The following is a 24,023-nucleotide window of genomic DNA, read 5'->3' on the forward strand; positions in this document are numbered from 1 at the left end:
GCGCCCACCATAGCGGGCTCCGCGCGTTTTCTTATGAGCATTTACACCAGCAAGTGTCTTGCGCAAGTCGTGTCGGCGACAAAAAAAAGGGCCCCGGTACGAGCCCGGGGCCTCAAAACCGGTGTCTGTCCACGCTGCAGCGGACGGGACACCGTGCACAACAACTGCGCCGTACTCCTGGGATCGGCCGCGTGCTCAGCGCGGGACGAGGAAGGTCGTCTGCGCGCGCTTGGCCAACCCCGCATCGCCCACGGCCGTGGCCGTGATCTCCACGCCGTGCGAGCCAGGTCCGGCCGCGCCGTAGGGCGCCTGCAGCCGCACCACCACCCAGCGGTCCTGGGCCGCGCCCACGTCCACTTCGGTCTCCGAAGCCACGCGCAGGCCCTCGATGCCCGAGGCCGACAGCACATAGCGCTGGTCCTGCTCCGTGGCATTGCCGATCTGCACGCGGTAGATGTTCTCGATCTGGCCCCCGGCCACGATGCGCGACAGCGTGCCCCGGTCGCGCACCACGTCCACCTTGAGCGGCGTGCGCAGCGCCAGGCTGGCCACCATGGCCGTGGAAATCGCCACCAGCGCCGCGCCGTAGACCAGCACGCGCGGGCGGAAGATGCGGCGCACCAGCTCGTTCTGGCGCCAGCCCCGGGCCACGCCGTTCTGCGTGGACAGGCGGATCAGCCCGCGCGGGTAGTGCATGCGGTCCATCACGCTGTTGCAGGCGTCGATGCACAGGCCGCAGCCTATGCATTCGTACTGCAGGCCGTCGCGTATGTCGATGCCCACCGGGCAGACCTGCACGCACAGCGTGCAGTCGATGCAGTCGCCAAGCCCCTGGGCCCGGTAGTCCACCCCCTTGTGGCGCGGGCCGCGCGATTCGCCGCGCGCGGTGTCGTAGGTGACGATCAGCGTGTCCTTGTCGAACATGGCGCTCTGGAAGCGCGCATAGGGGCACATGTGCTTGCAGACCTGCTCGCGCAGGAAGCCCGCGTTGCCGTAGGTGGCCAGCGCATAGAACAGCACCCAGAAGATCTGCCAGGCGCCGGTCAGCGCCAGCACCTCGGGAAGCAGGCTGCGGATGGGCACGAAGTAGCCCACGAAGGTCAGCCCCGTCCACAGCGAGATCAGCAGCCACAGCGCATGCTTGCCGCCACGCCGCGCGATCTTCTCCGGCCCCCAGCCGCTGGCGTCCAGGCGCAGGCGTGCGCTGCGGTCGCCTTCGAGCCGGCGCTCCACCCACATGAACAGCTCGGTATAGACCGTCTGCGGGCAGGAGAAGCCGCACCACAGCCGCCCCGCCACCGTGGTGAACAGGAACAGCGCCAGCGCCGAGACGATGAGCAGCACGGCCAGGTAGATGAAGTCCTGCGGGTACAGCAGCCAGCCGAAGATGTAGAAGCGCCGCTGCTCCAGGTCGAACAGCAGGGCCTGGCGGCCATGGATCTGCAGCCAGGGCACGCCATAGAAGAACAGCTGGGTGAGCCAGACCATGGCCCAGCGCCAGTTCGTGAAGCGCCCCGTGATGGAGCGCGGCTGGATCTTGCGGCGCGTCTCGAACAAGGGGCTGTCGGCAGCGGCATCGGCGATGGGAATCACCTTGCGCATTGCGGGCCGCTGCCTGGGGGCGGTAGCGGGTTCATCGGGGAGCGGTTTCGGTCGTTCTGACATGCGGGGCCTTCGCCCCGGTCTGTGCACCCTTGATGCGGGCTTGTCATGAATGGCCGGGGACTGCCTGGACTATGCCCAGCCCCCTGCCCTGGCGGTAGCAGCAGATACGGCGGATTCGACCGTATCAGATGGCGCCATCCCTGCCGGGTTCTGGCAAAGTCGGGCATCCGACTCTCATCCCGAGGAACATCCACACCATGAACCTGCGCCCCTTATTGCATGACCTCGTCCGCCAGCATGGCCTGGACCGCAAGGCCGCCGTGCAGTTGTTCGCACTGGCGGGATTCGGACAGGAACCGGCTGCGCTCGGAACCCGCCTGTGGCCCGTGGTGGCCTTGCTGGGCGCGGCGCTGGGCGGGCTGGGCATCGTGCTGTGGATTGCCGCCAATTGGGAGAGCATGGGCCGCATGCAGCGCTTTGCCCTGCTGCAGGGCTTCGTGCTCGTGATGTGTCTTGGCGCGGCATGGCGCGCGGCGGCGCGCGTGCCGCTGTCGGTGCTGGCGCTGCTGGGCACGGGTGCGCTGTTCGCCTTTTTCGGGCAGACCTACCAGACGGGAGCGGACCCCTGGCAGCTGTTTGCGCTGTGGGCAGCGCTGACCCTGCCGCTGGCCCTGGCGGCGCGCAGCGATGGCGTCTGGGTGCCCTGGGTGGTGGTTGCCATGACGGGCATTGCGCTGTGGGCGCAGGCCCATACGCCGCAGTTCTGGGAAGTGCAGGCGCGCGACCTGGGCGTGCACGTCGTGGCCCTGGGCGCCGCCCTTGCCGTCACCGCGGTCATGGCACCGGCCCTGCGGCGCTTCACGGGCGCGGGGCTGTGGGCCTTGCGCGGCGCGGGTGCGCTGGCGCTGGCGATGATCACCTCCACAGCCATCAGCGGGCTGTTCCACAGCACGGTGGCGCCGCAGTACCCGCTGGGGCTGGTGCTGCTGGCAGGCGCGGCGGCGCTGGCGGGCCTGCGCAGGCATTTCGATATCTTCCTGCTCAGCGGTGCGGCGCTGGGCCTGAACGTGCTGCTGGTGTGCGGCCTGGTCTATCTGTTGCTGGAGAAACTGGGGGCGGACTTCACGGGCATGCTGCTGCTCGTCGGCCTGGGCGCTGCGTGCCTGCTGGCGGCCACGGTCAGCCTGGTGCTTCGAATGTCACGCAACGCGGAAGGAGGCCTTCAATGAGCCACGAACACGACACCCTGCTGCGCCAGGCCGTGGACCAGGGCATCCTGCCGCCTGCCGCCTTGCAGGACCGCCGCCCTGCCGCCAGCGAACGCCATTGGGCGGTGGTGCTGCTCACGGCGCTGGGCGCCTGGCTGGCCCTTCTTCCCTTGCTGATTCTGTTTGCGTTTGCCCTGTCCGACTGGATAGAGCGCGGCGCCGGCACCTATGTGATCGGCGCCATGATGCTGGCCGCAGCCGTGGCCGTGCTGCGCGCCGAGGAGCTGCCCGTCTTCCTGGAGCAGCTGGCCCTGCCTGCCATGCTGACCGGCGCCGGCCTGCTGGGCTTTGGCCTGGCGCGCGACCTGTCGGGGCAGGCTGCGGGCGCGATAGGCCTGGCCATTGCGCTGGCCTGCACGGCCGCCATTCCAAGGCCCTGGCTGCGCGTGCTGCTGGGCGCCGCCTGCGCACTGCTGTTTTGCACCATGCTCTGGCCTGACAACCATCCATCCACCCTGTACGCTGGCCTGCCGACCTGGGTCATCGTGCATTCGGCGCTGCTGCTCTGGATGCTGCTGCTGGCAGCCCAGTGGCGCGCGCTGGGGCAGTCTGCGGCACAGACCCGCATGGCGGCGGCGCTGGAGCCCTTTGCCACGGGCTGGCTACTGGCGGTGCTGGCTGGCCTGGCCTTTCTGTCCGGCAGGAGCTTCATGGTGGCCGGCGTGCTGGGCGGCGGCCTGGCGGGCGAGCTGGCGCAGGAAGCCGCGCCGAACATCTCAATGGGCGTTCTGACGCAGGCCGGCTCGGCCGTGCTGGCCCTGGCAGCCGCCTGGTTCGCCCAGCGCGCATGGCCCACGCTGCGGCAGCCACGCGCCGCCGTGGCTGCCGTGGTGCTGGCCGTGCTGAGTGCCTTCCTGCCCTGGCTGGGCGCCTGCCTGCTGGCGCTGGCGGTGACCGGCACCAGCGGCCGCTGGCGGCAGGCCGCCGCGGCCGCCCTGGCTGCGGCCTGGATCGTGGGCAGCATCTACTACCAGCTGGCCTGGCCACTGGCCACCAAGGCCATGGTGCTGGCCGGCTGCGGCGCCTTGCTGGGCCTGCTGGCCTGGGCAGGGCCGCGCGCCGCAGCCCTGCCAGGCAGCGCGGAGACCGCCGCCGCATCGGGCGCCGCGCCCCTGCAGCGCTGGGCGCCGTGGCTGGTGGTGCTGACGGCGGCCTGCACGCTGGCGGTGGCCAATATCGGCATTGCGCAGAAGGAGCGCACCATCGCCCAGGGCCGCAAGGTGTTCGTGGAACTGGCGCCGGTGGACCCGCGCTCCCTGATGCAGGGCGACTACATGCGCCTGAACTTCCGCCTGCCTTCCGAAGACAGGGACGTGGAGAAAGAGAGCCTGCGCAGCGGACGCCTCTACGCCATCGGCAAGCTCGATGAACAGGGCGTGGTGCAGTGGCTGCGCACCGGCACGGCCAGCGAGCCGCTGGCGCCCGGCGAGCAGCGCTTTGAACTCACCCCGCGCGGCGGCCGGTGGACGCTGGTGACCGATGCCTGGTACTTCCGCGAAGGCGATGGCCAGCGCTGGGAGCAGGCCCGCTACGGCGAGTTCCGCGTGGAGCCCGACGGGCGTGCGCTGCTGGTGGGCATGGCTGACGCGCAACTGCGCCCCATCGTCCCCTGAGCGCACCACGCAACTCACTCGAAACTGTCGCCCTCGGCCAGCGGCGCATGCCGGTAGCTGGCCGGCGTGCGGCTGAGCTTGACGGGCGCGCCCAGGCCCCGGTAGCCGCCCTCCATCTCCACCACCATCTTGCGGTGCAGGGTATGCGGGTGGTTGAGCGCCGCGTCCACGCCCAGCACGGGCGCGGCGGGCACGCCGATGGCCATGAGCGCATCGGCCAGCCCGGGGCCGTCGCTGGCCTGCAAGGCCTGCTCCAGCAGCGGCTTGAGCGCATCGCGGTGGTGCGAACGCTGGCCAGCGGTGGCAAAGCGCTCGTCCGCCACCAGTTGCGAGCAGCCCAGGTGCTCGCACAGCAGGCGGAACTGGCGGTCGTTGCCCACGGCCAGGAAGACCGGCGTGGTGCCCGTGGCAAAGCTGTCGTAGGGATAGATGTTGGGATGGGCGTTGCCCGAGCGCCCCGGCGTCCTGCCGCTCATGAACCAGTTGCCCGCATGCGGGTGCAGCAGCGAGATGCCGCTGTCGTACAGCGAGACATCGACCAGCTGGCCCAGGCCGCTGCGCTGGCGCTCCTGCAGCGCCAGCAGCACGCCGATGACACCGTTCATGCCCGTGACCATGTCCACCACGGGCAGGCCCACGCGCAGCGGATCGCCGCCGGCCTCGCCGTTGACGCTCATCAGCCCCGTCATGGCCTGGATGGCCGCGTCATAGCCGGGCCAGGCGCCCAGCGGGCCATCGGCACCGAAGCCGCTGACGCGGCACCAGACCAGCCGCGGAAAGCGCGCGCGCACCTGCTCCCAGCCAATGCCCCATTTCTCCATGGTGCCGATCTTGAAGTTCTCCACCACCACGTCGGCCTGCTCCATCAGCCCCAGCACGGCCTGCTGGCCTTCGGCCTGGGACAGGTCCAGGAACTGCAGCCGCTTGTTGCGGTTCAGGCCCCGGTAGTAGGAGGACACACCGTCCTGGAACGGCGGCCCCCAGGCGCGCGTATCGTCGCCCTGCGGCGGCTCCACCTTGAGCACGTCGGCGCCGTGGTCGCCCAGGATCTGGCCGCACAGCGGGCCGCCAAGAATGCGGGAGAGATCGAGGACACTGATGCCCTGGAGTGCGCCCATGCTGTGGGAAGTGGTCATCAATGTGCTTTCCTCAATCCAGTTTGGCGCCGGAGGCATCGACCACGGCCTTCCACTTGGTCACCTCCTGCGCGATGAAGGTCGACAGCCCCGCAGGCGACAGATCCGATGCCGGCTCCAGCCCCTGGTCGGCAAACGTCTTGCGGATGCGTTCGCTGCCCAGCGCCTTGCGGAAGGCCGCGTTCAGTGTCTCGATGCGGTCGGCCGGGGTGCCCGCAGGCGCCACCACGCCGAAGAACACGCTCACGTCGTAACCGGGCAGGCCCTGCTCGGCGATGGTGGGGATGTCGGGCATGGCCTGGGAGCGCTTTTCCGTGGCCACTCCGATGGCCTTGAACTTGCCGGCCTTGATGTAGGGCATGGCCGTCAGGATGTCGGTGAAGGTCATGTTCACCTGCCCCGCCAGCAGGTCGTTGAGCGCCGGGCCCGTGCCCTTGTAGGGAATGTGCTGCAGCGAGGTGCCGGCCATCTTGTTGAACAGCACCCCGGCCAGGTGCGAGGAGGCGCCATTGCCCGAGGACGCATAGTCCAGGCTGCCCGGCCTGGCCTTGTCCTGGGCGATCAGCTCCTGCACGGTGCCCGCCTTGGTGGCCGGGTTGACCACCAGCACGTTGGGCAGGTGACCCACGCGGATGATGGGCGCGAAACTGGTCTGCGGGTCATAGTTGATCTTGCGGTACAGGTGCTTGTTGATGGCCAGCGGCCCCGAGGTGCCGAACATGATGGTGTAGCCATCGGGCTTGGCGCGGGCCACGAAGTCGGCACCGATGTTGCCGCCAGCGCCGGCCTTGTTCTCCACGATCACGCTCTGGCCCAGCGTCTCGGTCAGCGAGATCGCCAGCGTGCGCGCCATGGCGTCCGTGGGCCCGCCGGGCGGGAAGGGAACGACGAAGCTGACGGGCCGCTCGGGAAAGCGTTCGGCCCAGGCCAGGGCCGGCAGCGCGGCGCTGGCGGCCAGCGCGCAGGCCGTCAGGAAACGGCGTCTTGAGTCAATGCGGGGCATGCTGTCTGTCTCCGATGGGTAAATGTTCATCCCTGTGCCGGGATGTGTTCTTCGCGGGATGGCGTCAGGCCTGCCAGCTGGCCGGCAGGTCCGATGCCGACAGGGGGTCGCGCGGCAGCACGCGGTGCAGCAGCACCAGCTGGGCCCAGCGCATGCGCTCGGCGCTGCCGGTGCACGATGCCTCCCAGGCCATGGCCGTGGCCGTGAAGCAGTGGTACAGGCCCGAGGCAGCGGCGCGCGCCAGGCGATCGCCGCCCTCCTCGGCCGCGCGCAGGGCCAGCGCGGCGGCCTTGTCCATGCTGGCCGACAGCGCGGCCTTGAAGGCGGTGGCCGCCTCGGTCTGGGCCAGCAGCTGGGCCGCGTGGTCACGCAGCACGGGCAGCGAGCCTTCGCGCTTGATGGCGCGGATCACGTCCAGCGCCACGATGTTGCTGGTGCCTTCCCAGATCGATCCCAGGTGGGAGTCGCGCACCAGGCGCGGGTCGCTCCATTCCTCGATGTAGCCGCAGCCGCCACGCACCTCCATGGCGTCGCCCGTGACCTTGCGCGCATCGCGGCAGGCGCGGAACTTGATCATGGGCGTGAGGATCCGCAGCAGCGCATAGGCGCCGGGCTCGCCCGCGTCCGAACGCTGCAGCGCCTGGGCCGTCTGCAGCACCATGGTGCGGGCCTGCTCGGACCAGATGCGCAGCTTGTCGAGCTGGCGCTGCATCAGCGGCATGTCCTGCAGGGCCTTGCCGAAGGCGCGGCGCTCGCGCGCCACATGCTCGGCCTCGGCCACGGCGCGGCGCATCAGCCCGGCCGAACGCACGCCGTTGGACAGGCGCGAGTTGTTCACCATGTCGGCCATCTGCACGAAGCCGCGACCCTGCTCGCCCACGAGGTAGGCGACGGCGCCGTCGAGCACGATCTCGCCGCTGGCCATGGAGCGCGTGCCCAGCTTGTGCTTGAGGCGCACGATGCGGTAGTGGTTGGCCGAGCCGTCATCGAGCCGGCGCGGCAGCAGGAACAGTGAGATCCCCTTCATGCCGGCCGGTGCTCCCTCCACCCGTGCCAGCACCATGGCGAAGTCGGCATCGGGGTTGGAGCAGAACCACTTGTCGCCCGTGAGAAGCCAGCTACCGTCGGCGGCCGGGCGCGCCAGCGTCTGGGTGTTGGCGATGTCCGAGCCGGCCGCCTGCTCGGTCATGAACATGGCGCCCTGGGCCTGGTCCTCGAAGCGCAGCTGCGTCATGCGCGGCCAGTACTTTTCGACCAGGGCCGGATCGCCGTACTTGCGCAGCGTGCGCGCCAGCGAATCGGTCATGGACAGCGGGCAGCACAGGCCGAACTCGGCCTGCACGAACAGATAGGTCAGCGCGTACTTGGCCAGCGGTGGCAGCCGGCCCTCCCAGCCGAGGACCCCCGTGCGATGCGACATGACCGCCAGGCCGAACTCGCCGTAGGCGATGCGCTCCATCTCCACATAGGCCGGATGCTTGACGATGCGCTGCGCATCGCGCCCCGTGCGGTCGCGGTGCTCCAGCTCGGGCGGGTTGCGGTCGGCGGTCAGCGCCCATTCGTCGATCTCGCAGCCGGCCAGCGCGCCCATGCGCTCCAGATGGGGCTGCAGGTGCGCGTTCACCTCGGGCGGCAGGTACAGCGCCAGCAGCGGCGCCAGCTGGTCGTCGGTGGTGTAGAGATTGCTGCCGTGGCGGTCCGGTACGGCCTGGGCGGCAACGGCGCGCAGCACGGCCTGCGCCTGCGGGTCTGCATTCATGGTTTGTCTCCTGGTGCATGAGGGCCCATGGCCCCTGGGAATGCCCCCATTCTTGGAAACAGTCCTATTCGAGTCAAATATTGATAACGTATTGATCAATATTCAAATCAGATAGAAACCATGGAACTGCGGCAACTGAAATACTTTCTGGTGCTGGCCGAGGAACTGCATTTCAGCCGCGCGGCCCAGCGGCTGGCCATCTCCCAGCCGCCGCTGAGCGTGGCCATACGCCAGCTGGAGGACGAGCTGGGTGCCCAGCTGTTCGAGCGCACCAGCAAGGAGGTGCGGCTGACGGCCGCCGGCAAGCACCTGCGCGGCCAGGCCCAGGAGATCATGGAGCAGGCACTGCGCGTGAAGCAGGACATGCGCGCCATCGCCGAAGGCACGCAGGGCCGCATCCGGCTGGGCTTTGTGGGTTCGGCCATCTACCGCGGGCTGCCCGAGGCACTGGAGAGCTTTCGCGCCCGGCACCCGCTGGTGCGCATCGACATGCTGGAGCTCAACAGCGCCGAGCAGATCGCAGCGCTCCAGCAGGAGCGCCTGGACCTGGGCCTGCTGCACGCCACGCGCCCCGCGCCCGGTCTGCAATCACACACCTTGGTGAGCGAGCCGTTCATGGCCTGCCTGCCGGACAGCCACGCGCTGGCCGGCCAGCGCACGCTGCAGGTGCGCCAGCTGGCGGGCGAGCGCATGGTGCTGTTCTCCCGCCAGGTCTCGCCCGACTACCACCAGCAGATCTGGCAGATCTGCCAGAGCGAGGGCTTCACGCCCGACCTGCACCATGAGGTGCGGCACTGGCTGTCCGTGCTGTCCCTGGTGTCGCTGCGCCAGGGCGTGTCCCTGGTTCCGTCCTGCCTGCAGCGCGTGGGCTTTCCGGGGCTGGCCTTCGTGCCCATCCAGGGCCGGCACCCGCAGTCGCAGATGCAGGCCATGTGGCACCCGGGCCATGTGCAGCCCCTGGTCGAATCGCTGCTGGCCCACCTGCGCGACAGCGTGGGCCGGCTGGGGCAGCAGCAGTAGGCAACGGCCGGCAGCGGCAGGCGGGGCTTACTCGAGGAGTTGGCGCAGAACGTACGGCAGGATGCCGCCGTGCCTGTAGTAGTCCACCTCGATGGGCGTGTCGATGCGCAGCTTGACCACCACGGTCTGCTTGCTGCCATCGGCGCGCGTGATCACCAGTTGCGCCTCGCTTTGCGGGGCCAGGTCGGCGGCGGGAATCACTTCCACGAATTCCTCGCCCGTCAGGCCCAGGGTCTGCCAGCTGTCCGTGCCCAGGAACTGCAGCGGCAGCACGCCCATGCCCACCAGGTTGGAGCGGTGGATGCGCTCGAAGCTGCGCGCCACCACGGCCTTGATGCCCAGCAGCTGCGTGCCCTTGGCGGCCCAGTCGCGGCTCGATCCCGTGCCGTACTCCTCGCCTGCGAAGATCACGGTGGCGCGGCCTTCGGCCTGGTACTTCATGGCCGCGTCGTAGATCGGCATCTTGGTGGCCTGGCCCGTGCCGTCGCGGTACAGCGTCAGGCCGCCCTCCTCGCGCGAGCCATCGGCCAGCGCGGGGATCATCAGGTTCTTGATGCGTACGTTGGCAAAGGTGCCGCGCATCATCACCTCATGGTTGCCGCGCCGCGAGCCGTAGCTGTTGAAGTCGGCCTTGCGCACGCCGTTTGCCAGCAGCCACTGGCCCGCGGGCGAGCTTTCCTTGATGGAGCCGGCCGGCGAGATGTGGTCCGTGGTGATGGAGTCGCCGAACAGCGCCATCACGCGCGCGCCGTGCACCACGTAGGGGTTGGAGCCTTCGGCGCCGGCGGCGGGCGCGTCCAGCTCGAGCCGGAAACCGTCGAAGAACGGCGGCTCGGCAATGTAGGTGCTCTCGGGCCAGGTATAGGTGGCGCCGGTCACGCCGTGGATCTTCTCCCAGAGCTTGCCGGGCTCGGTGCGCACCTTCTCGTAGTTCTCGCGGAAGGCCTTGCCGTTCATGGCGTACTTCATCAGCGCATGGATCTCGTCGCTGGTCGGCCAGATATCGCCCAGGTAGATGTCCTTGCCATTCTTGCCCTGGCCCACGGGCTCGGTCATCAGGTCGCGGCGCACCGTGCCCGCGATCGCATAGGCAACGACCAGGGGCGGGCTGGCCAGGAAGTTGGCCTTGATGTTGGGGTGGATGCGTGCCTCGAAATTGCGGTTGCCCGACAGCACGGCCGCACAGACCAGGTCGTTGCGCGTGATGGCCTCGTTGAGCTCGGGCGTGAGGTCACCCGCATTGCCGATGCAGGTGGTGCAGCCGTAGCCGGCCAGCGCAAAGCCCAGCTTTTCCAGGTAGGGGAGCAGACCGGCCTCGGTGAGGTACTCGGTGACCACGCGCGAGCCCGGCGCCAGCGAGGTCTTGATGTGCGGCTGCACCTTCAGGCCCGCCTTCACCGCCTTCTTGGCCAGCAGGCCGGCGGCCAGCAGCACGCTGGGATTGGAGGTGTTGGTGCAGCTGGTGATGGCGGCGATCAGCACGTCGCCGTTGGCGATGCTCAGTTGACTGGCCGACGCGGGAGCTGGCTCGACGGGCGCCTCGCTGTGTGCGGCCTCCAGCTGGGGCTTGTTGGCCTCCATCTCGGCCAGAGAGCGCTGGGCTCCCGGGGGATGGGCCGGTGTGTCGGTCGGCGCGGCCTCGCCCTCACCAGGCCCCACGCGAAAGCGCTGGCCCAGGCGTTCGGCGTTCTGATTGAAGCCGTTGTGCGCCACGGGCGCGCTGAACAGCTCGTCGAACCGGGCCGAGACGTTGCCGATCTCGATGCGGTCCTGCGGCCGCTTGGGCCCTGCAAGGCTGGGCGCCACCGTGCCCAGGTCCAGGCGCACGACGTGGGAGTAGTCGATCTCGCCGGCGCCCGGCACGCCGAACAGCTCCTGGGCGCGGAAATAGTTCTCGAAGGCCTCGATCTCGGACTTGCTGCGGCCCGTGCCCCTGAAGTAGTCGATGGTCTTCTCGTCCACGGGGAAGAAGCCCATGGTGGCGCCGTACTCGGGCGCCATGTTGCCGATGGTGGCGCGGTCGGGCAGCGCCAGGCTGCGCGTGCCCTCGCCGAAGAACTCGACGAACTTGCCCACCACCTTCTCGCGGCGCAGGATCTCGGTCACCGTGAGCACCAGGTCGGTGGCCGTCACGCCCTCGCGCAGCTGGCCCGACAACTCGAAGCCCACCACGTCGGGCGTGAGGAAGTACACGGGCTGGCCCAGCATGGCGGCCTCGGCCTCGATGCCGCCCACGCCCCAGCCCACCACGCCGATGCCGTTGATCATGGTCGTGTGGCTGTCCGTGCCGACCAGGGTGTCGGGGTAGTGCACGCCGTCCCTGGTCTTGTGCACGCCACGCGCCAGATACTCCAGGTTCACCTGGTGCACGATGCCGAAGCCCGGCGGCACCACGCCGAAGGTGTCGAAGGCCTGCATGCCCCATTTCATGAACTGGTAGCGCTCCTTGTTGCGCTGGAACTCCAGCTTCATGTTCAGGTCCAGCGCCTTCTTGGTGCCGAAATAGTCCACCATGATGGAGTGGTCCACCACCAGGTCCACGGGCACCAGCGGCTCGATGGCCTTGGGCTTCCTGCCCAGCTTCGCGGCCGTGCTGCGCATGGCGGCCAGGTCGGCCAGCAGCGGCACGCCCGTGAAGTCCTGCAGCACCACGCGCGCTACCACGAAGGGGATCTCATCCACGCGCTCGGCCTGGGGCTTCCAGTTCGCCAGTTGCTCCACATGCGCGCGCGTCACCTTGTTGCCGTCGCAGTTGCGCAGCACGGATTCGAGCACGATGCGCAGCGACACGGGCAATCGCCGGATCTGCGGATACTGCCGAGCCAGCTCCGGCAGGGAGAAGAACTTGCCCTTCTTGCCGCCCGCCGCAGCAAAGGACTGGAGGGTGTTTTCGTATTCGTGGCGCATCGTGAGACTCCTGGATGAAACTCTGGGAAGGAACATGCCTGCGACCTTTTCCCGATCCTGAACATGTTCCAAGACTCTGATTTCCATTGTGCCCAGAAGTGCCCGGGAATGCTGTGGGCCATTGGCGATAGTCACACGCGGACAACGTTGTCCGCGTGAAAAAACGGCGCGCCTTCACGCGCCTGTCATCGAGCCGGCCAGCGGCTGCGCCACAGCCCCGCGCACTGCAGCCCGCCCAGCGCCGCGCCGATGGCGGCCTGCCCCAGCACCCATGCCTGCCCCGCAGGCAGAGAAGTCAGCCAGCCGCCCCCGAGCAGGACAAGGCAGGCAGCGGCCCAGCCGAAGTTGCCCGAGATGGCCACGGCCACCAATCTCCTGCTGTGCGGCATGCGCAGCGCCCCCCAGGCAGCCACGCAGGCCCAGGCCAGCAAAAAGCCCCCGGTTCCCAGCAGCAGTGGCCGCGACAGCCCCGTGCAGGCGGCCAGGGGCCGCACAAGAGCCCATTGCAGTGCACCCGCAGAGGCGCAGCACAGGGCGTCGGCCCACAGCGTTCGCGACAGGAAGCGGGGATCCGACGTCCGCATCAGGACATCGCGGCACGCACGGTGCCCGCCTCGGAACGCGTGCGGCGCAGTCCTGTCCATTGCAGCTCCGCAAACACCACGACGACCAGGGCCTGTGCCAGCAGCCAGGCAGCGCCCCAGGCAGTCAGCGCCAGTCCCCCCAGGGCCAGCAGGGCGATGCAGCCCGCCGCCCAGGCGAAATTACCGAAGACCACCAGGCCGATCAGGCGTCGGGGCATGGGCGAGCGGGCCGCCATCCACGCCACCGCCAGCGCATAGGCCAGCAGGAACCAGCCGGTTCCCTGCAGCAAGGCCGAGGGCAGGCCGGTCAACCCGGCCATCGGCTGCCCTGCCGCCAGTTGCAAGGCGCCAGTGGCGGCACAGGAAGCGGCATCGGCCCACATCACACGGGGAAGGAAACGGGGGGAAGCGAACATCGACATGGCGGTCTCCTTGGGGTCAGCAGGCATGCACCGTGCATGCCATGGCCTGCATGGTCGGCCGCGTGCCGCACAGGGTCGATAACCTCGCAGGTCATGGCCGCCGCGCGCGGGCCGCCGCTACGATGCAGCCCATGAGCTCCGCCGCCCACCCACCCACCGCGCGCTCGCCCTTCGGCGACCACCTGCGCCACTGGCGCCAGCACCGCCGCCTGAGCCAGCAGGGCCTGGCGCTGGAGGCCGACATCTCCACGCGCCACCTGAGCTATGTGGAAACCGGCCGCGCCCAGCCCAGCCGCGAGATGGTGCTGCGCCTGGTGGAGCGCCTGGACGTTCCACTGCGCGAGCGCAACGCGCTGCTGGTGGCAGCAGGCTATGCCCCCATGTACCAAGTCCGGCCGCTGGACCACCCGGAGCTGGCCGCCGCGCGCCAGGCCGTGGACCTGGTGCTCAAGGGCCATGAGCCCAATCCCGCCCTGGCCGTGGACCGGCACTGGAACCTGGTGGCCGCCAACACCATCGTGCCGCTGCTGCTGGCCGGCGTGGCGCCCTGGTTGCTGGAGCCGCCCGTCAACGTACTGCGCCTGAGCCTGCATCCCGAAGGACTGGGCCCGCGCCTGGCCAATGCGGCCCATTGGCGCGCACACCTGCTGCACCGCCTGCAGCAGCAGATTGCCGCCACGTCGGATGCCGAGCTGCGGGCCCTGCACGACGAGATCGCAGGCTATCCGTTCAAGGAAGACGAAGCCGGCGCGCACGGCGCAACACCCGCCAGCCACATCGCCGTTCCCTTCGCGCTGGACACCGACCACGGCCGCCTGAGCTTCATCAGCACCATCACCATCTTCGGCACGCCGGTGGACGTGACGCTGCAGGAGCTGGCGGTGGAGTCGTTCTTTCCGGCGGATACGCAGACCCGGGAGCTGCTGGCGCAAATGCGGGTGTGAAGCCCCGGTCCGCGCGACCAGGACGAAGCCATGGACCCAAGCTTGACATTGACACAATAGGAAGCCGAAGAATCGTGCAATCCCTTGAAAGGATTGCCATGAACCAGCAACAGCATCCGCAGCAGCGGCCCGAGGACGGGGCTGCGGCGGCCACGCACGGCCAGCCTCCCCAAGGCCAGGCGCCCCTGAACCCCATGGACGACACGGGCACCGTGTACGTGTGCCCCATGCATGCGGACGTGCGCCAGCCCCGGCCCGGGCGCTGCCCGAAATGCCAGATGCACCTGGTGCCGCAGGGGCCGGGCCAGCCCGTGCAGGCCGACATGCACCCAGGCCACGGCGCACACCATGGCCGCCATGGCGAGGCCACGCCGGCGCATGCGCCTTCACCGCCTCCCGCGGTGCAGGCCGGCGCCGTCTACACCTGCCCCATGCACCCCGAGGTGCGGCAGGATCACCCCGGCAACTGCCCCAAATGCGGAATGACGCTGGAACCCATGGTGCCCTCGGGCGAGGAAGACCACAGCGAGCTCGACGACTTCCGCCGACGCTTCTGGTGGACTCTTCCATTGACCGTGGCCGTGTCGGCCCTGGCCATGTTCGGCCATTTCCTGGGCTGGTTCTCCATGGCCACGCAGACCTGGATCGAGCTGGTGCTGTCGCTGCCCGTGGTGCTTTGGACGGGCTGGCCGTTTTTCCAGCGCAGCTGGCAATCGCTGGTGAACCGCAGCCCCAACATGTGGACCCTGATCGGGCTGGGCTCGGGAGCGGCCTTCCTCTACAGCGTGGTGGCCACCCTCGCGCCCGGCGTCTTCCCCGACTCGTTCATGTCCATGGGCCGCGTGGCCGTCTATTTCGAGGCGGCCGTCGTCATCATCTCCCTGACCATGCTGGGGCAGCTCCTGGAGCTGAGGGCGCGCTCGCAGACCTCGGCGGCCATCAAGTCCCTGCTGGATCTGGCGCCCAAGACCGCGCGGCGCATCCGTCCCGACGGCAGCGAGGAGGACGTGCCGCTCAACCATGTACATGCCGGCGACCTGCTGCGCGTGCGCCCGGGCGAGAAAGTCCCGGTGGATGGCGTCGTCGTCGAAGGTGGCAGCTCGGTCGATGAATCCATGCTCACCGGCGAGCCCGTGCCCGTGGCCAAGCGGGCCGGCGACAAGCTGATAGGCGCCACGCTCAACACCCATGGCGCACTGGTGATGCGCTCCGAGAAAGTGGGCGCGGCCACGATGCTGTCGCAGATCGTGCAGATGGTGGCCTCGGCCCAGCGCTCCAAGGCCCCCATGCAGCGCATGGCCGATGTGGTGGCGGGCAAGTTCGTCGTGGCCGTGGTGCTGGTGGCCCTGGCCACCTTCGTGGTCTGGGGCCTGTTCGGCCCGTCGCCGAGCTGGGTGTTCGGACTGATCAACGCGGTGGCCGTGCTGATCATCGCCTGCCCCTGCGCGCTGGGGCTGGCCACGCCCATGTCGGTGATGGTGGCCACGGGACGCGCCGCCACGCAAGGCGTGCTGTTCCGGGATGCGGGCGCCATCGAGCGCATGCGCGAAGTCGATGTGCTGATCGTGGACAAGACCGGCACCCTCACGCTGGGCAAGCCGGCCTTCGACACCATCATCGCCGCCCCCGGTTTCATGCCCGACGAGATCCTGCAGCTGGCCGCCAGCCTGGACCAGGGCAGCGAGCACCCGCTGGCCGAAGCCATCGTCAGTGCGGCACGGGCCAAGGGCCTGCAGCTGTCCAAGCCCGTCGACTTCGAATCAGGCAGCGGCATCGGCGTGCGCGGCACCGTCGACGGCCGGCGCCTCGCGCTGGGCAACACGGCCTTGATGGAGCAGGAGGGCATTTGCGTCGATTCCCTGAAGACCGATGGCGAGCAGCTGCGCGCCGAAGGCGCCAGCATCATGCACCTGGCCATCGACGGGCAGTTCGCAGGCATCGTGGCGGTCACCGATCCGATCAAGGAAAGCACCTACGAAGCCATCGAGGCGCTGCATGCCAGCGGCCTGCGCATTGTCATGGCCACCGGCGACGGACTCACCACGGCCAAGGCCGTCGGCGCACGGCTGGACATCGACGAGGTCCACGGGGAAGTCAAGCCCGCCGACAAGCTGGCCCTGGTCGACAGGCTGCAGAAACAAGGCCATGTGGTGGCCATGGCGGGCGACGGCATCAACGATGCCCCCGCCCTGGCCCAGGCGGACGTGGGAGTCGCCATGGGAACCGGCACCGACGTGGCGATGAACAGCGGACAGATCACCCTGATCAAGGGAGACCTGCGCGGCATTGCCGCCGCGCGCCAGATCTCCCTGGACACGGTGCGCAACATGCGCCAGAACCTGTTGTTCGCCTTCGTCTACAACGGCATTGGCGTGCCGATCGCCGCCGGCCTGCTCTATCCGTTCACAGGCTGGCTGCTGTCGCCGATGATCGCGGCGCTGGCGATGAGCCTGAGCTCCGCCTCGGTGATCTTCAATGCGCTGAGGCTGCGCGGCGCCAGGTGAAACCGGCGGCATGCGCCGCTGCCCTTGCCCGGAGAAAGAAAAAGCCCGCCGAAGCGGGCTTTGCTCAAGGCGCCGAAGCGTCCTCAGGCGGCAACGCCCTTGGCCACGTCCGCGTACTCCTCGATCTGGTCGAAGTTCATGTAGCGGTAGACGCTGGCCTTGTCGGCATCGATCACGCCCATTTCCTTGAGGTACTCCTCACGGGTAGGCAGCTTGCCCAGGCGCGATGCGATGGCGGCCAGCTCGGCCGAGCCCAGGAACACGTTGGTGTTCTTGCCCAGGCGGTTGGGGAAGTTGCGGGTCGAGGTGGAGATCACCGTCGCGCCTTCGCGCACCTGGGCCTGGTTGCCCATGCACAGCGAGCAGCCCGGCATCTCGGTGCGGGCACCGGCCGTGCCGAAGGCGGCATAGTGGCCTTCCTTGATCAGCTCGTTCTGGTCCATCTTGGTGGGCGGAGCCACCCACAGCTTGACGGGGATGTCGCGCTGGCCGCCCAGCAGCTTGGCTGCTGCGCGGAAGTGGCCGATGTTGGTCATGCACGAACCGATGAAGGCTTCATCGATCTTGGTGCCGGCCACTTCGGACAGGAACTTGGCGTCATCGGGATCGTTGGGGCAGCAGACGATGGGTTCCTTGATCTCGGCCAGGTCGATCTCGAACACGGCAGCGTATTCGGCGTCCTTGTCGGCTTCGAGCAGCTCGGGCTTGGCCAGCCAGGCCTCGACCTTCTCGATGCGGCGCTGCAGCGTCTTGGCGTCGGCGTAGCCGTCGGCGATCATGTTCTTCATCAGAACGATGTTCGAGGTCAGGTACTCCTTGATCGGCTCGGGGTTGAGCTTGATCGTGCAGCCGGCAGCCGAGCGCTCGGCCGAGGCGTCGGACAGCTCGAAGGCCTGTTCCACCTTGAGGTCGGGCAGACCTTCGATCTCCAGGATGCGGCCCGAGAAGATGTTCTTCTTGCCGGCCTTGGCCACGGTCAGCGCGCCTGCCTTGATGGCGTACAGGGGAATGGCATGCACCAGGTCACGCAGGGTGACGCCAGGCTGCATTTCGCCCTTGAAGCGCACGAGCACGGACTCGGGCATGTCCAGGGGCATCACGCCCGTGGCGGCGCCGAAGGCCACCAGGCCGGAACCTGCGGGGAAGGAGATGCCGATGGGGAAGCGCGTGTGCGAGTCGCCGCCCGTGCCCACGGTGTCGGGCAGCAGCAGGCGGTTGAGCCAGGAGTGGATCACGCCGTCACCGGGGCGCAGGGCCACGCCGCCGCGGTTGCTGATGAAGGCAGGCAGCTCGCGGTGGGTCTTGACGTCCACGGGCTTGGGGTAGGCGGCCGTGTGGCAGAAGGACTGCATGACCATGTCGGCCGAGAAGCCCAGGCAGGCCAGGTCCTTCAGTTCGTCGCGGGTCATGGGGCCGGTGGTGTCCTGGGAACCCACGGTGGTCATGCGCGGCTCGCAGTAGGTGCCGGGGCGCACGCCCTGGCCTTCGGGCAGGCCGACGGCGCGGCCGACCATCTTCTGGGCCAGCGTGAAGCCGGCCTTGGAAGCGGCGGGCGCCTGGGGCAGGCGGAACACGGTGGAGGCCGGCAGGCCCAGGAACTCACGGGCCTTGGCCGTCAGCGAGCGGCCGATGATCAGGTTGATGCGGCCGCCGGCGCGCACTTCGTCGAACAGCACGTCGCTCTTGAGCTGGAACTCGGCCACGGTCTCGCCGTTCTTGACGAGCTTGCCGTCATAGGGCAGCACGTCGATGACGTCGCCCATCTCCAGCCGGGAGACGTCCACTTCGATGGGCAGCGAGCCCGAGTCTTCCTGCGTGTTGAAGAAGATGGGAGCGATCTTGCCGCCCAGGGTCACACCGCCAAAGCGCTTGTTGGGCACGAAGGGGATGTCCTGGCCCGTGGCCCAGACGATGGAGTTGGTGGCCGACTTGCGCGAAGAGCCGGTGCCCACCACGTCACCCACGTAGGCGACCAGGTGGCCCTTCTTCTTGAGGTCGTCGATGAACTGCATCGGGCCGCGCTTGCCGTCTTCCTCGGGCTTGAAGGCCGCGTCGGGACGGGTGTTCTTGAGCATGGCCAGGTAGTGCAGCGGGATGTCCGGACGGCTCCAGGCATCGGGTGCGGGCGACAGGTCGTCGGTGTTGGTCTCGCCGGGCACCTTGAACACGGTGACCGTGATCTTCTTCTCGACTTCGGGGCGCGAGGTGAACCACTCGGCATCCGCCCAGCTCTTCATCACTTCCTGGGCCTTGGCGTTGCCGGCCTTGGCCTTGGTGGCCACGTCGTTGAAGAAGTCGAACATCAGCAGCGTCTTCTTCAGCGCATCGGCGGCCACGCCCGCCACTTCGGCGTCGTCCAGCAGCTCGATCAGGGGGTGCACGTTGTAGCCACCCACCATGGTGCCCAGCAGCTCGGTGGCCTTGGCCTTGGAGATGAGAGCCACCTGGATGTCGCCATGCGCCACGGCCGCGAGGAAGCTGGCCTTGACCTTGGCGGCATCGTCCACGCCCGGCGGCACCCGGTGCGTGAGCAGGTCCAGCAGGAAGGCGTCTTCGCCAGCCGGCGGATTCTTGATCAGCTCGATCAGATCGGCAACCTGCTTGGCGTCCAGCGGCAGCGGGGGGATACCGAGCGCGGCGCGTTCGGCCACGTGGTCAAGGTAGGCTTTCAACATGATTCTCTCTCCATGGTTTTCTAAAGTGGGGCTGCTTGCGGGACGCTCAGGTCCTGACCAGTGTCACTGGCCGGCGGGCTTGGGTGCGTCCAGCAGGCTGGGAGGCGGGTTCTTCTTGATGGCCTCGGCCACCTGAAGCTGGTCGGGGCTCATGCATTCGTCGGCCAGGCGCTGGCCGACCTTCTGGTTCATGAGCATGGACTTGTTGGCGATCTGCAGCCAGACGGCACCGGCATGCTTGTCTTCCAGACGCACGGTGCCCGTCGAGGTCTTGACGGGCGCCATGTGGTACTTGAAGCCCTTGCCATCGATGTTGAAGTAACCGGGATTGGCCTGGTCGGCCGTCACGTTGACGTAGGCGCCCAGCTCGCAGGGGATGCGGCCGGTGTGCACGCGCTCGGAAATGGCCAGTTCCTCGGGAGCCAGCGGCTGCTGTGCGGCGGCTGCCACGGCGGCGGCGCCCCCCACGGCGGCGGCACCAGCCGCGGCCTTCGCCGTGGTGGCCTTCTTCGCGGGAGTCTTCTTGGCCGCAGGCTTGGCGGCGGCCTTGGCCGGAGCCTTCTTCACGGGCTCGGCGGCGCTGGCGCCCTGGCCGATGGCCAGCAAGGGGACTGCGATCAGGATGGAGGCGATAACTGTCTTCATACGTTGGGCTCCTGCAAATTCCCTATCTGGGCTAAGCAAGTGATTCTGATGCAAACCAGGGCTGCACTTCGAAGGGCAGCGCCTGGCCGGTCTGGTGGGCACGCGCGAGCAACTGCCAGAAATAGCGGTAGCTCGCCCGGTCATGTAATACACCATCCACGCTCACGGGCGCCCAGTCGGCAGCCTCGGCGGCGGTAAGAATTTGTGCCGCCTGTGCCACTTCGTCGGCCTGCGGCGCGAAGGCGGCCAGGATGGGGCGGATCTGGTCGGGGTGGATGCTCCACATGCGGTCATAGCCGAGCCGGCGCGATGCCTGTGTGGCAGCAGCCTGCAACGCCTGCGGATCCTTGAATTCGGTCACCACGCAGTGCGATGGCACCTTGCCATGGGCATGGCAGGCGGCGGCGATCTCCAGCTTGGCGCGAACCACGAGCGGATGCTCGAACTGGCCAGCCGAGCCCATGGCCGAGGCGGGGATGGCACCGCCATGGGCCGAGACGAAGTCCATCAGGCCGAAGGAGATGCTCTGCACGCGCGGGTGTGCCGCGATGTCGAAGGCGCGGTGCACGGCGGCGGGCGACTCGATGAGCACATGCAGCGGCAGTTCGCGGCAGCCCAGGCGACCCAGATGCCGCTCGGCCAGCAGCACGTCGTCCACGCTTTCCACCTTGGGCAGCATGAGGTGGCACAGGCGGTCGCCGGCCTCGCCGACGATGATGTCCAGGTCCTGGGCGAAGCTGGCGTGGTCAACGGCATGCACGCGTGCAGCCACGCGGGCGCCGGGCGCGGCACCGCGCGCCAGCGAGGCCACCAGGCGCGCATGGGCCGCCTCCTGGCCCACGGGGGCGCCGTCCTCGCAGTCCAGCGTGACGTCGAACACGCAGGTGCCGAACTCATCCATCATCTCGGCCTGCAGCAGCAGGCTCTTGCGCATGCGCGCTTCCACGCCGCTGTAGTGGTCGCAGACGGGCAGGTGCAGGGCACCGCCCTGCGCATCGAGCAGCACCTGGGCAGGGTGCGCGCGAGAGGGAGTGGACGTGGCGACGGTCATGGCTTGCGCTGGGCGACGATGAACAGGCGAGGGAAGGCCAGCAGGCGCCGGCCGTCTGCGCGCACGCCGTAGGCGGCATCCACGCGGTTCTCATATTCGGAGAGGAAGTCGGCCTGCAGGGCTTCGGGCAGACCCTCGACGAAGGGCTTGAGGCCGGTGCCACGCAGCCACTGGACGATGGCGCCGGCCGAGTCCATCGGATGCTGGTAGACGGCGTGCCAGACATCGACGGCGCCGGCCTCGACCCCGGCCTGCTCCTGCGGGCCGGCCAGCAGGTCGTAGTAGCTGCGGATGGGCAGGATGTCGGTACGCACCTTGGCGGCATCGCCGATGTAGGCGGCGAACTTGGGCAGGCTGGCGATCTCGCGCATCACGCGGTGCGTGGCCTCCTGCCGGTTGTCGGGCATCTGTATCGCCAGCACGCCCCCTGGCGCCAGTTGGGCGAACAGACGGGGGATCAGCGTTTCATGCTCCCCCACCCACTGAAGGGAGGCATTGGCATAAATCAGGTCAGGAGCGCTCTCGCCGGGGGCGGGCGTCCAGGAAGCAATGTCGGCCAGCACGAAGCGGGCCTCAGGCAGATGCAGGCGCGCGGTGGCCAGCATCGCCTGGGAGTTGTCTATGCCGGTGATCGTGGCACCGGCATAGCGCCGTGCAAGCAGCTCGGTGGAATTGCCCGGCCCGCATCCCAGGTCCACCACATGGCGGGCCTGGGCCAAGGGCACACGCGCCAGCAGCTCGGCTGCGGGACGCGTTCGCTCATTGGCGAAACGCAGGTAAAGCGCGGGATTCCAGTCGAGCATGGCTTGCCGGCGCCTTACAGCAGGTGCTTGACGCCGTCCTGTTCGCCTTGCAGCTCGGCCAGGGTCTTGTCGATGCACTCTTGCGAGAACGCGTCGATTTCCAGGCCTTCGACGATCTTGTACTCGCCGTTCTCCGTGGTGACCGGAAAGCCGAAGACGATACCGGCGGGGATGCCGTACTCGCCGTTGGAGGGCACGCCCATGGTGACCCATTCGCCGCCCGAGCCCAGGGCCCAGTCGCGCATGTGGTCGATGGCGGCATTGGCGGCCGAGGCAGCCGAGGACAGGCCACGCGCCGCGATGATGGCGGCACCGCGCTTGCCGACGGTGGGCAGGAACACGTCCTTGTTCCAGGCCTGGTCGTTGATCTTGTTCTTGACGCTTTCACCGTTGACGGTGGCGAAACGGTAGTCGGCGTACATCGTGGGCGAGTGGTTGCCCCAGACGGTCAGCTTCTTGATGTCGCCCACCTTGAAGCCGGCCTTGGCAGCCAGCTGCGATGCAGCGCGGTTGTGGTCCAGGCGCAGCATGGCGGTGAAGTTCTTGGCCGGCAGGTCCGGGGCCGACTTCATGGCGATGTAGGCGTTGGTGTTGGCGGGGTTGCCGACGACCAGCACCTTGACGTTGCGCGAGGCCACGGCGTTCAGCGCCTTGCCCTGGGCCGTGAAGATCTGTGCGTTGGCGGCCAGCAGGTCGGCACGTTCCATGCCGGGGCCGCGGGGACGGGCACCGACCAGCAGTGCATAGTCGGTATCCTTGAAGGCCTGCAGGGGGTCGGAGTGGGCTTCGATGCCGGCCAGCAGCGGGAACGCGCAGTCCTCCAGCTCCATGATCACGCCCTTGAGCGCGTTCTGTGCCTTCTCGTCGGGGATCTCCAGCAGTTGCAGAATGACAGGCTGGTCCTTGCCCAGCATCTCGCCGGAGGCGATGCGGAACAGCAGGGCGTAACCGATTTGACCGGCGGCACCGGTGACGGCGACACGAACGGGCTTCTTGCTCATGATGAAACTCCAGAAATGGAAAAAAGTCAGGTGTTATCGGCGCCAGGTCGCACCAGCGTCAGAAACCAGCAGCCCGTGCTCCGCAAACAACGCGAAAGTGTACCCCCGATTTCGAAGCCCGGTCAATTTGTCTTATGTCTTATATAAGATATGATCGCCGCCTGTTTCCAAGTCTTTCAACTGCGTTGCCGGGAGCCTCCCCACCCCGAATCCTTCCCCATGCCAGCCCTGCCTCCCACCGCCTCAGACACCCCTGCCCCCACCCTCGGCGCAGGTGCGTCGACCCCGGCCTTCAGCCCCTGTACCAGCAGATCAAGGGACTCATCCTGCAGAGCCTGGAAGCGGGCGAGTGGCGCCCTGGCGAGCTGATCCCCAGCGAGATGGAGCTGGCCGCTCGTTTTCGCGTGAGCCAGGGCACGGTGCGCAAGGCCATTGACGAGCTGGCGGCGGAGAACCTGGTGATGCGGCGCCAGGGCAAGGGCACCTTCGTGGCCACCCACGCGGCGCAGCATGTGCAGTACCGCTTCCTCAAGCTGCAGCCCGACGCAGGTGACCAGCAGGGCGAGGGCCGCGCCGAGCGCCGCATCATCGACTGCCGTCGCCTGCGCGCCTCGGCCGACGTGGCACGCAGCCTGGCGCTGCGCAGCGGCGATGCCGTGATGCATGTGCGCCGCGTGCTGTCGTTTTCCGCAATCCCGACCATTCTGGAAGACATCTGGCTGCCGGGCCACGCCTTCAAGGGCCTCACGGCCGAGCAGATGTCGGCCTACCAGGGACCGACCTATGCCATGTTCGAGCTCGACTATGGCGTGCGCATGGTGCGTGCCGAGGAGAAGATCCGGGCCGTCCTGCCCGAGGCGGAGCAGGCCCTGCTGCTGGACGTGCCCAGCACCACGCCGCTGCTGAGCGTGGAGCGCACCGCTTACACATACAACGATGTTCCCATGGAGTTACGCCGCGGCCTGTACCGAACCGACACCCATCACTACCGCAACGCCCTGAGCTGAGCGTTCCGTTCCCCAGAGAAGCGGGCGAAAATACGCAATTCCCGGCAAAGCTGTTTTTATTGCATTGCAATAGAAT

The 24,023-nt window shown here is 68.2% G+C and carries 17 protein-coding genes and 1 pseudogene; 6 read left to right on the forward strand and 12 right to left on the reverse strand.

Going from position 1 to position 24,023, the window contains the following annotated elements:
* Positions 1-195: 195 nt before the first annotated feature.
* Complete coding sequence (gene ccoG / locus L1Z78_RS19625; protein ID WP_234638028.1) at positions 196-1,665, reverse strand: cytochrome c oxidase accessory protein CcoG; 1,470 nt, start codon at positions 1,663-1,665, stop codon at positions 196-198.
* A gap of 197 nt (positions 1,666-1,862) precedes the next feature.
* On the opposite strand from ccoG, the gene L1Z78_RS19630 reads away from it, so the two are divergent.
* A complete protein-coding gene (locus tag L1Z78_RS19630) occupies positions 1,863-2,834 on the forward strand; it encodes a DUF2157 domain-containing protein (RefSeq protein ID WP_234638029.1) in 972 nt (323 codons plus the stop codon).
* Positions 2,831-4,486, forward strand: a complete 1,656-nt coding sequence (locus L1Z78_RS19635; protein ID WP_234638030.1) for a GDYXXLXY domain-containing protein — start codon at positions 2,831-2,833, stop codon at positions 4,484-4,486. The genes L1Z78_RS19630 and L1Z78_RS19635 overlap by 4 nt, the downstream gene beginning before the upstream one ends.
* A 14-nt stretch (positions 4,487-4,500) precedes the next feature.
* On the opposite strand, the gene L1Z78_RS19640 is transcribed toward L1Z78_RS19635, so the two are convergent.
* The 3 genes from L1Z78_RS19640 to L1Z78_RS19650 all read right to left on the reverse strand — a co-directional run bounded on the left by L1Z78_RS19640 (position 4,501) and on the right by L1Z78_RS19650 (position 8,384).
* Positions 4,501-5,622, reverse strand: coding sequence for a CaiB/BaiF CoA transferase family protein (locus L1Z78_RS19640; protein ID WP_234638031.1), 1,122 nt, complete (start codon positions 5,620-5,622; stop codon positions 4,501-4,503).
* Between the two features lie 13 nt (positions 5,623-5,635).
* A complete protein-coding gene (locus L1Z78_RS19645; protein ID WP_234638032.1) occupies positions 5,636-6,625 on the reverse strand; it encodes a Bug family tripartite tricarboxylate transporter substrate binding protein in 990 nt (329 codons plus the stop codon).
* A 64-nt stretch (positions 6,626-6,689) separates the two neighbouring features.
* Positions 6,690-8,384 (reverse strand): acyl-CoA dehydrogenase family protein, encoded by a 1,695-nt coding sequence (locus L1Z78_RS19650; protein ID WP_234638033.1) that lies wholly within the window; start codon positions 8,382-8,384, stop codon positions 6,690-6,692.
* A gap of 120 nt (positions 8,385-8,504) precedes the next feature.
* Here L1Z78_RS19650 and L1Z78_RS19655 point away from each other — a divergent pair, with 120 nt between their 5' ends.
* Positions 8,505-9,404 carry a LysR family transcriptional regulator gene (locus L1Z78_RS19655; protein WP_234638034.1) on the forward strand — a complete coding sequence of 300 codons (900 nt, stop codon included), beginning with the start codon at positions 8,505-8,507 and terminating at the stop codon, positions 9,402-9,404.
* A gap of 27 nt (positions 9,405-9,431) precedes the next feature.
* Here L1Z78_RS19655 and L1Z78_RS19660 read toward each other — a convergent pair whose 3' ends face one another.
* The 3 genes from L1Z78_RS19660 to L1Z78_RS19670 all read right to left on the reverse strand — a co-directional run bounded on the left by L1Z78_RS19660 (position 9,432) and on the right by L1Z78_RS19670 (position 13,317).
* On the reverse strand, positions 9,432-12,311 hold the full coding sequence (locus tag L1Z78_RS19660; protein ID WP_234638035.1) for an aconitate hydratase: 2,880 nt from the start codon (positions 12,309-12,311) through the stop codon (positions 9,432-9,434).
* A gap of 185 nt (positions 12,312-12,496) precedes the next feature.
* Complete coding sequence (locus tag L1Z78_RS19665) at positions 12,497-12,895, reverse strand: hypothetical protein (protein ID WP_234638036.1); 399 nt, start codon at positions 12,893-12,895, stop codon at positions 12,497-12,499.
* Complete coding sequence (locus L1Z78_RS19670) at positions 12,895-13,317, reverse strand: hypothetical protein (RefSeq protein WP_234638037.1); 423 nt, start codon at positions 13,315-13,317, stop codon at positions 12,895-12,897. The genes L1Z78_RS19665 and L1Z78_RS19670 overlap by 1 nt, the downstream gene beginning before the upstream one ends.
* Before the next feature lie 131 nt (positions 13,318-13,448).
* Here L1Z78_RS19670 and L1Z78_RS19675 point away from each other — a divergent pair, with 131 nt between their 5' ends.
* Entirely contained in the window at positions 13,449-14,261 is an 813-nt protein-coding gene (locus tag L1Z78_RS19675; protein WP_234638038.1) for a helix-turn-helix domain-containing protein, read from the forward strand.
* 98 nt (positions 14,262-14,359) lie between these two features.
* Positions 14,360-16,765 (forward strand): copper-transporting P-type ATPase, encoded by a 2,406-nt coding sequence (locus tag L1Z78_RS19680; protein ID WP_418921637.1) that lies wholly within the window; start codon positions 14,360-14,362, stop codon positions 16,763-16,765.
* An 83-nt stretch (positions 16,766-16,848) separates the two neighbouring features.
* On the opposite strand, the gene acnB is transcribed toward L1Z78_RS19680, so the two are convergent.
* The 5 genes from acnB to L1Z78_RS19705 form a co-directional block, all read right to left on the reverse strand.
* On the reverse strand, positions 16,849-19,440 hold the full coding sequence (gene acnB / locus L1Z78_RS19685; protein WP_234638039.1) for a bifunctional aconitate hydratase 2/2-methylisocitrate dehydratase: 2,592 nt from the start codon (positions 19,438-19,440) through the stop codon (positions 16,849-16,851).
* A 63-nt stretch (positions 19,441-19,503) separates the two neighbouring features.
* On the reverse strand, positions 19,504-20,085 hold the full coding sequence (locus L1Z78_RS19690; RefSeq protein ID WP_234638040.1) for a hypothetical protein: 582 nt from the start codon (positions 20,083-20,085) through the stop codon (positions 19,504-19,506).
* Positions 20,086-20,116: 31 nt separating this feature from the next.
* Positions 20,117-21,136, reverse strand: coding sequence for an HpcH/HpaI aldolase/citrate lyase family protein (locus L1Z78_RS19695; protein WP_234638041.1), 1,020 nt, complete (start codon positions 21,134-21,136; stop codon positions 20,117-20,119).
* The gene (gene tam, locus L1Z78_RS19700; protein ID WP_234638042.1) at positions 21,133-21,939 is read right to left on the reverse strand and encodes a trans-aconitate 2-methyltransferase; all 807 of its coding nucleotides are present in this window, start codon (positions 21,937-21,939) and stop codon (positions 21,133-21,135) included. Before tam ends, L1Z78_RS19695 begins: the two co-directional genes overlap by 4 nt.
* A 14-nt stretch (positions 21,940-21,953) precedes the next feature.
* Entirely contained in the window at positions 21,954-22,940 is a 987-nt protein-coding gene (locus L1Z78_RS19705; protein WP_234638043.1) for a malate dehydrogenase, read from the reverse strand.
* 219 nt (positions 22,941-23,159) lie between these two features.
* Here L1Z78_RS19705 and L1Z78_RS19710 point away from each other — a divergent pair.
* Positions 23,160-23,947 (forward strand): annotated as a pseudogene (locus L1Z78_RS19710) (GntR family transcriptional regulator).
* The last annotated feature ends 76 nt before the right edge of the window (positions 23,948-24,023 follow it).

This window comes from Delftia tsuruhatensis (assembly GCF_903815225.1).
GTDB classification, from domain to species: domain Bacteria; phylum Pseudomonadota; class Gammaproteobacteria; order Burkholderiales; family Burkholderiaceae_C; genus Comamonas; species Comamonas tsuruhatensis_A.

Coding starts and splice junctions, on each gene's coding strand:
- tam (WP_234638042.1), bottom strand. CDS start 21,939: ATGCTCGACTGGAATCCCGCGCTTTACCTGCGTTTCGCCAATGAGCGA.
- L1Z78_RS19680 (WP_418921637.1), top strand. CDS start 14,360: ATGAACCAGCAACAGCATCCGCAGCAGCGGCCCGAGGACGGGGCTGCG.
- L1Z78_RS19690 (WP_234638040.1), bottom strand. CDS start 20,085: ATGAAGACAGTTATCGCCTCCATCCTGATCGCAGTCCCCTTGCTGGCC.
- ccoG (WP_234638028.1), bottom strand. CDS start 1,665: ATGTCAGAACGACCGAAACCGCTCCCCGATGAACCCGCTACCGCCCCC.
- L1Z78_RS19630 (WP_234638029.1), top strand. CDS start 1,863: ATGAACCTGCGCCCCTTATTGCATGACCTCGTCCGCCAGCATGGCCTG.
- L1Z78_RS19660 (WP_234638035.1), bottom strand. CDS start 12,311: ATGCGCCACGAATACGAAAACACCCTCCAGTCCTTTGCTGCGGCGGGC.
- L1Z78_RS19670 (WP_234638037.1), bottom strand. CDS start 13,317: ATGTCGATGTTCGCTTCCCCCCGTTTCCTTCCCCGTGTGATGTGGGCC.
- L1Z78_RS19655 (WP_234638034.1), top strand. CDS start 8,505: ATGGAACTGCGGCAACTGAAATACTTTCTGGTGCTGGCCGAGGAACTG.
- L1Z78_RS19695 (WP_234638041.1), bottom strand. CDS start 21,136: ATGACCGTCGCCACGTCCACTCCCTCTCGCGCGCACCCTGCCCAGGTG.
- L1Z78_RS19665 (WP_234638036.1), bottom strand. CDS start 12,895: ATGCGGACGTCGGATCCCCGCTTCCTGTCGCGAACGCTGTGGGCCGAC.
- L1Z78_RS19650 (WP_234638033.1), bottom strand. CDS start 8,384: ATGAATGCAGACCCGCAGGCGCAGGCCGTGCTGCGCGCCGTTGCCGCC.
- L1Z78_RS19640 (WP_234638031.1), bottom strand. CDS start 5,622: ATGACCACTTCCCACAGCATGGGCGCACTCCAGGGCATCAGTGTCCTC.
- L1Z78_RS19645 (WP_234638032.1), bottom strand. CDS start 6,625: ATGCCCCGCATTGACTCAAGACGCCGTTTCCTGACGGCCTGCGCGCTG.
- L1Z78_RS19635 (WP_234638030.1), top strand. CDS start 2,831: ATGAGCCACGAACACGACACCCTGCTGCGCCAGGCCGTGGACCAGGGC.
- acnB (WP_234638039.1), bottom strand. CDS start 19,440: ATGTTGAAAGCCTACCTTGACCACGTGGCCGAACGCGCCGCGCTCGGT.
- L1Z78_RS19705 (WP_234638043.1), bottom strand. CDS start 22,940: ATGAGCAAGAAGCCCGTTCGTGTCGCCGTCACCGGTGCCGCCGGTCAA.
- L1Z78_RS19675 (WP_234638038.1), top strand. CDS start 13,449: ATGAGCTCCGCCGCCCACCCACCCACCGCGCGCTCGCCCTTCGGCGAC.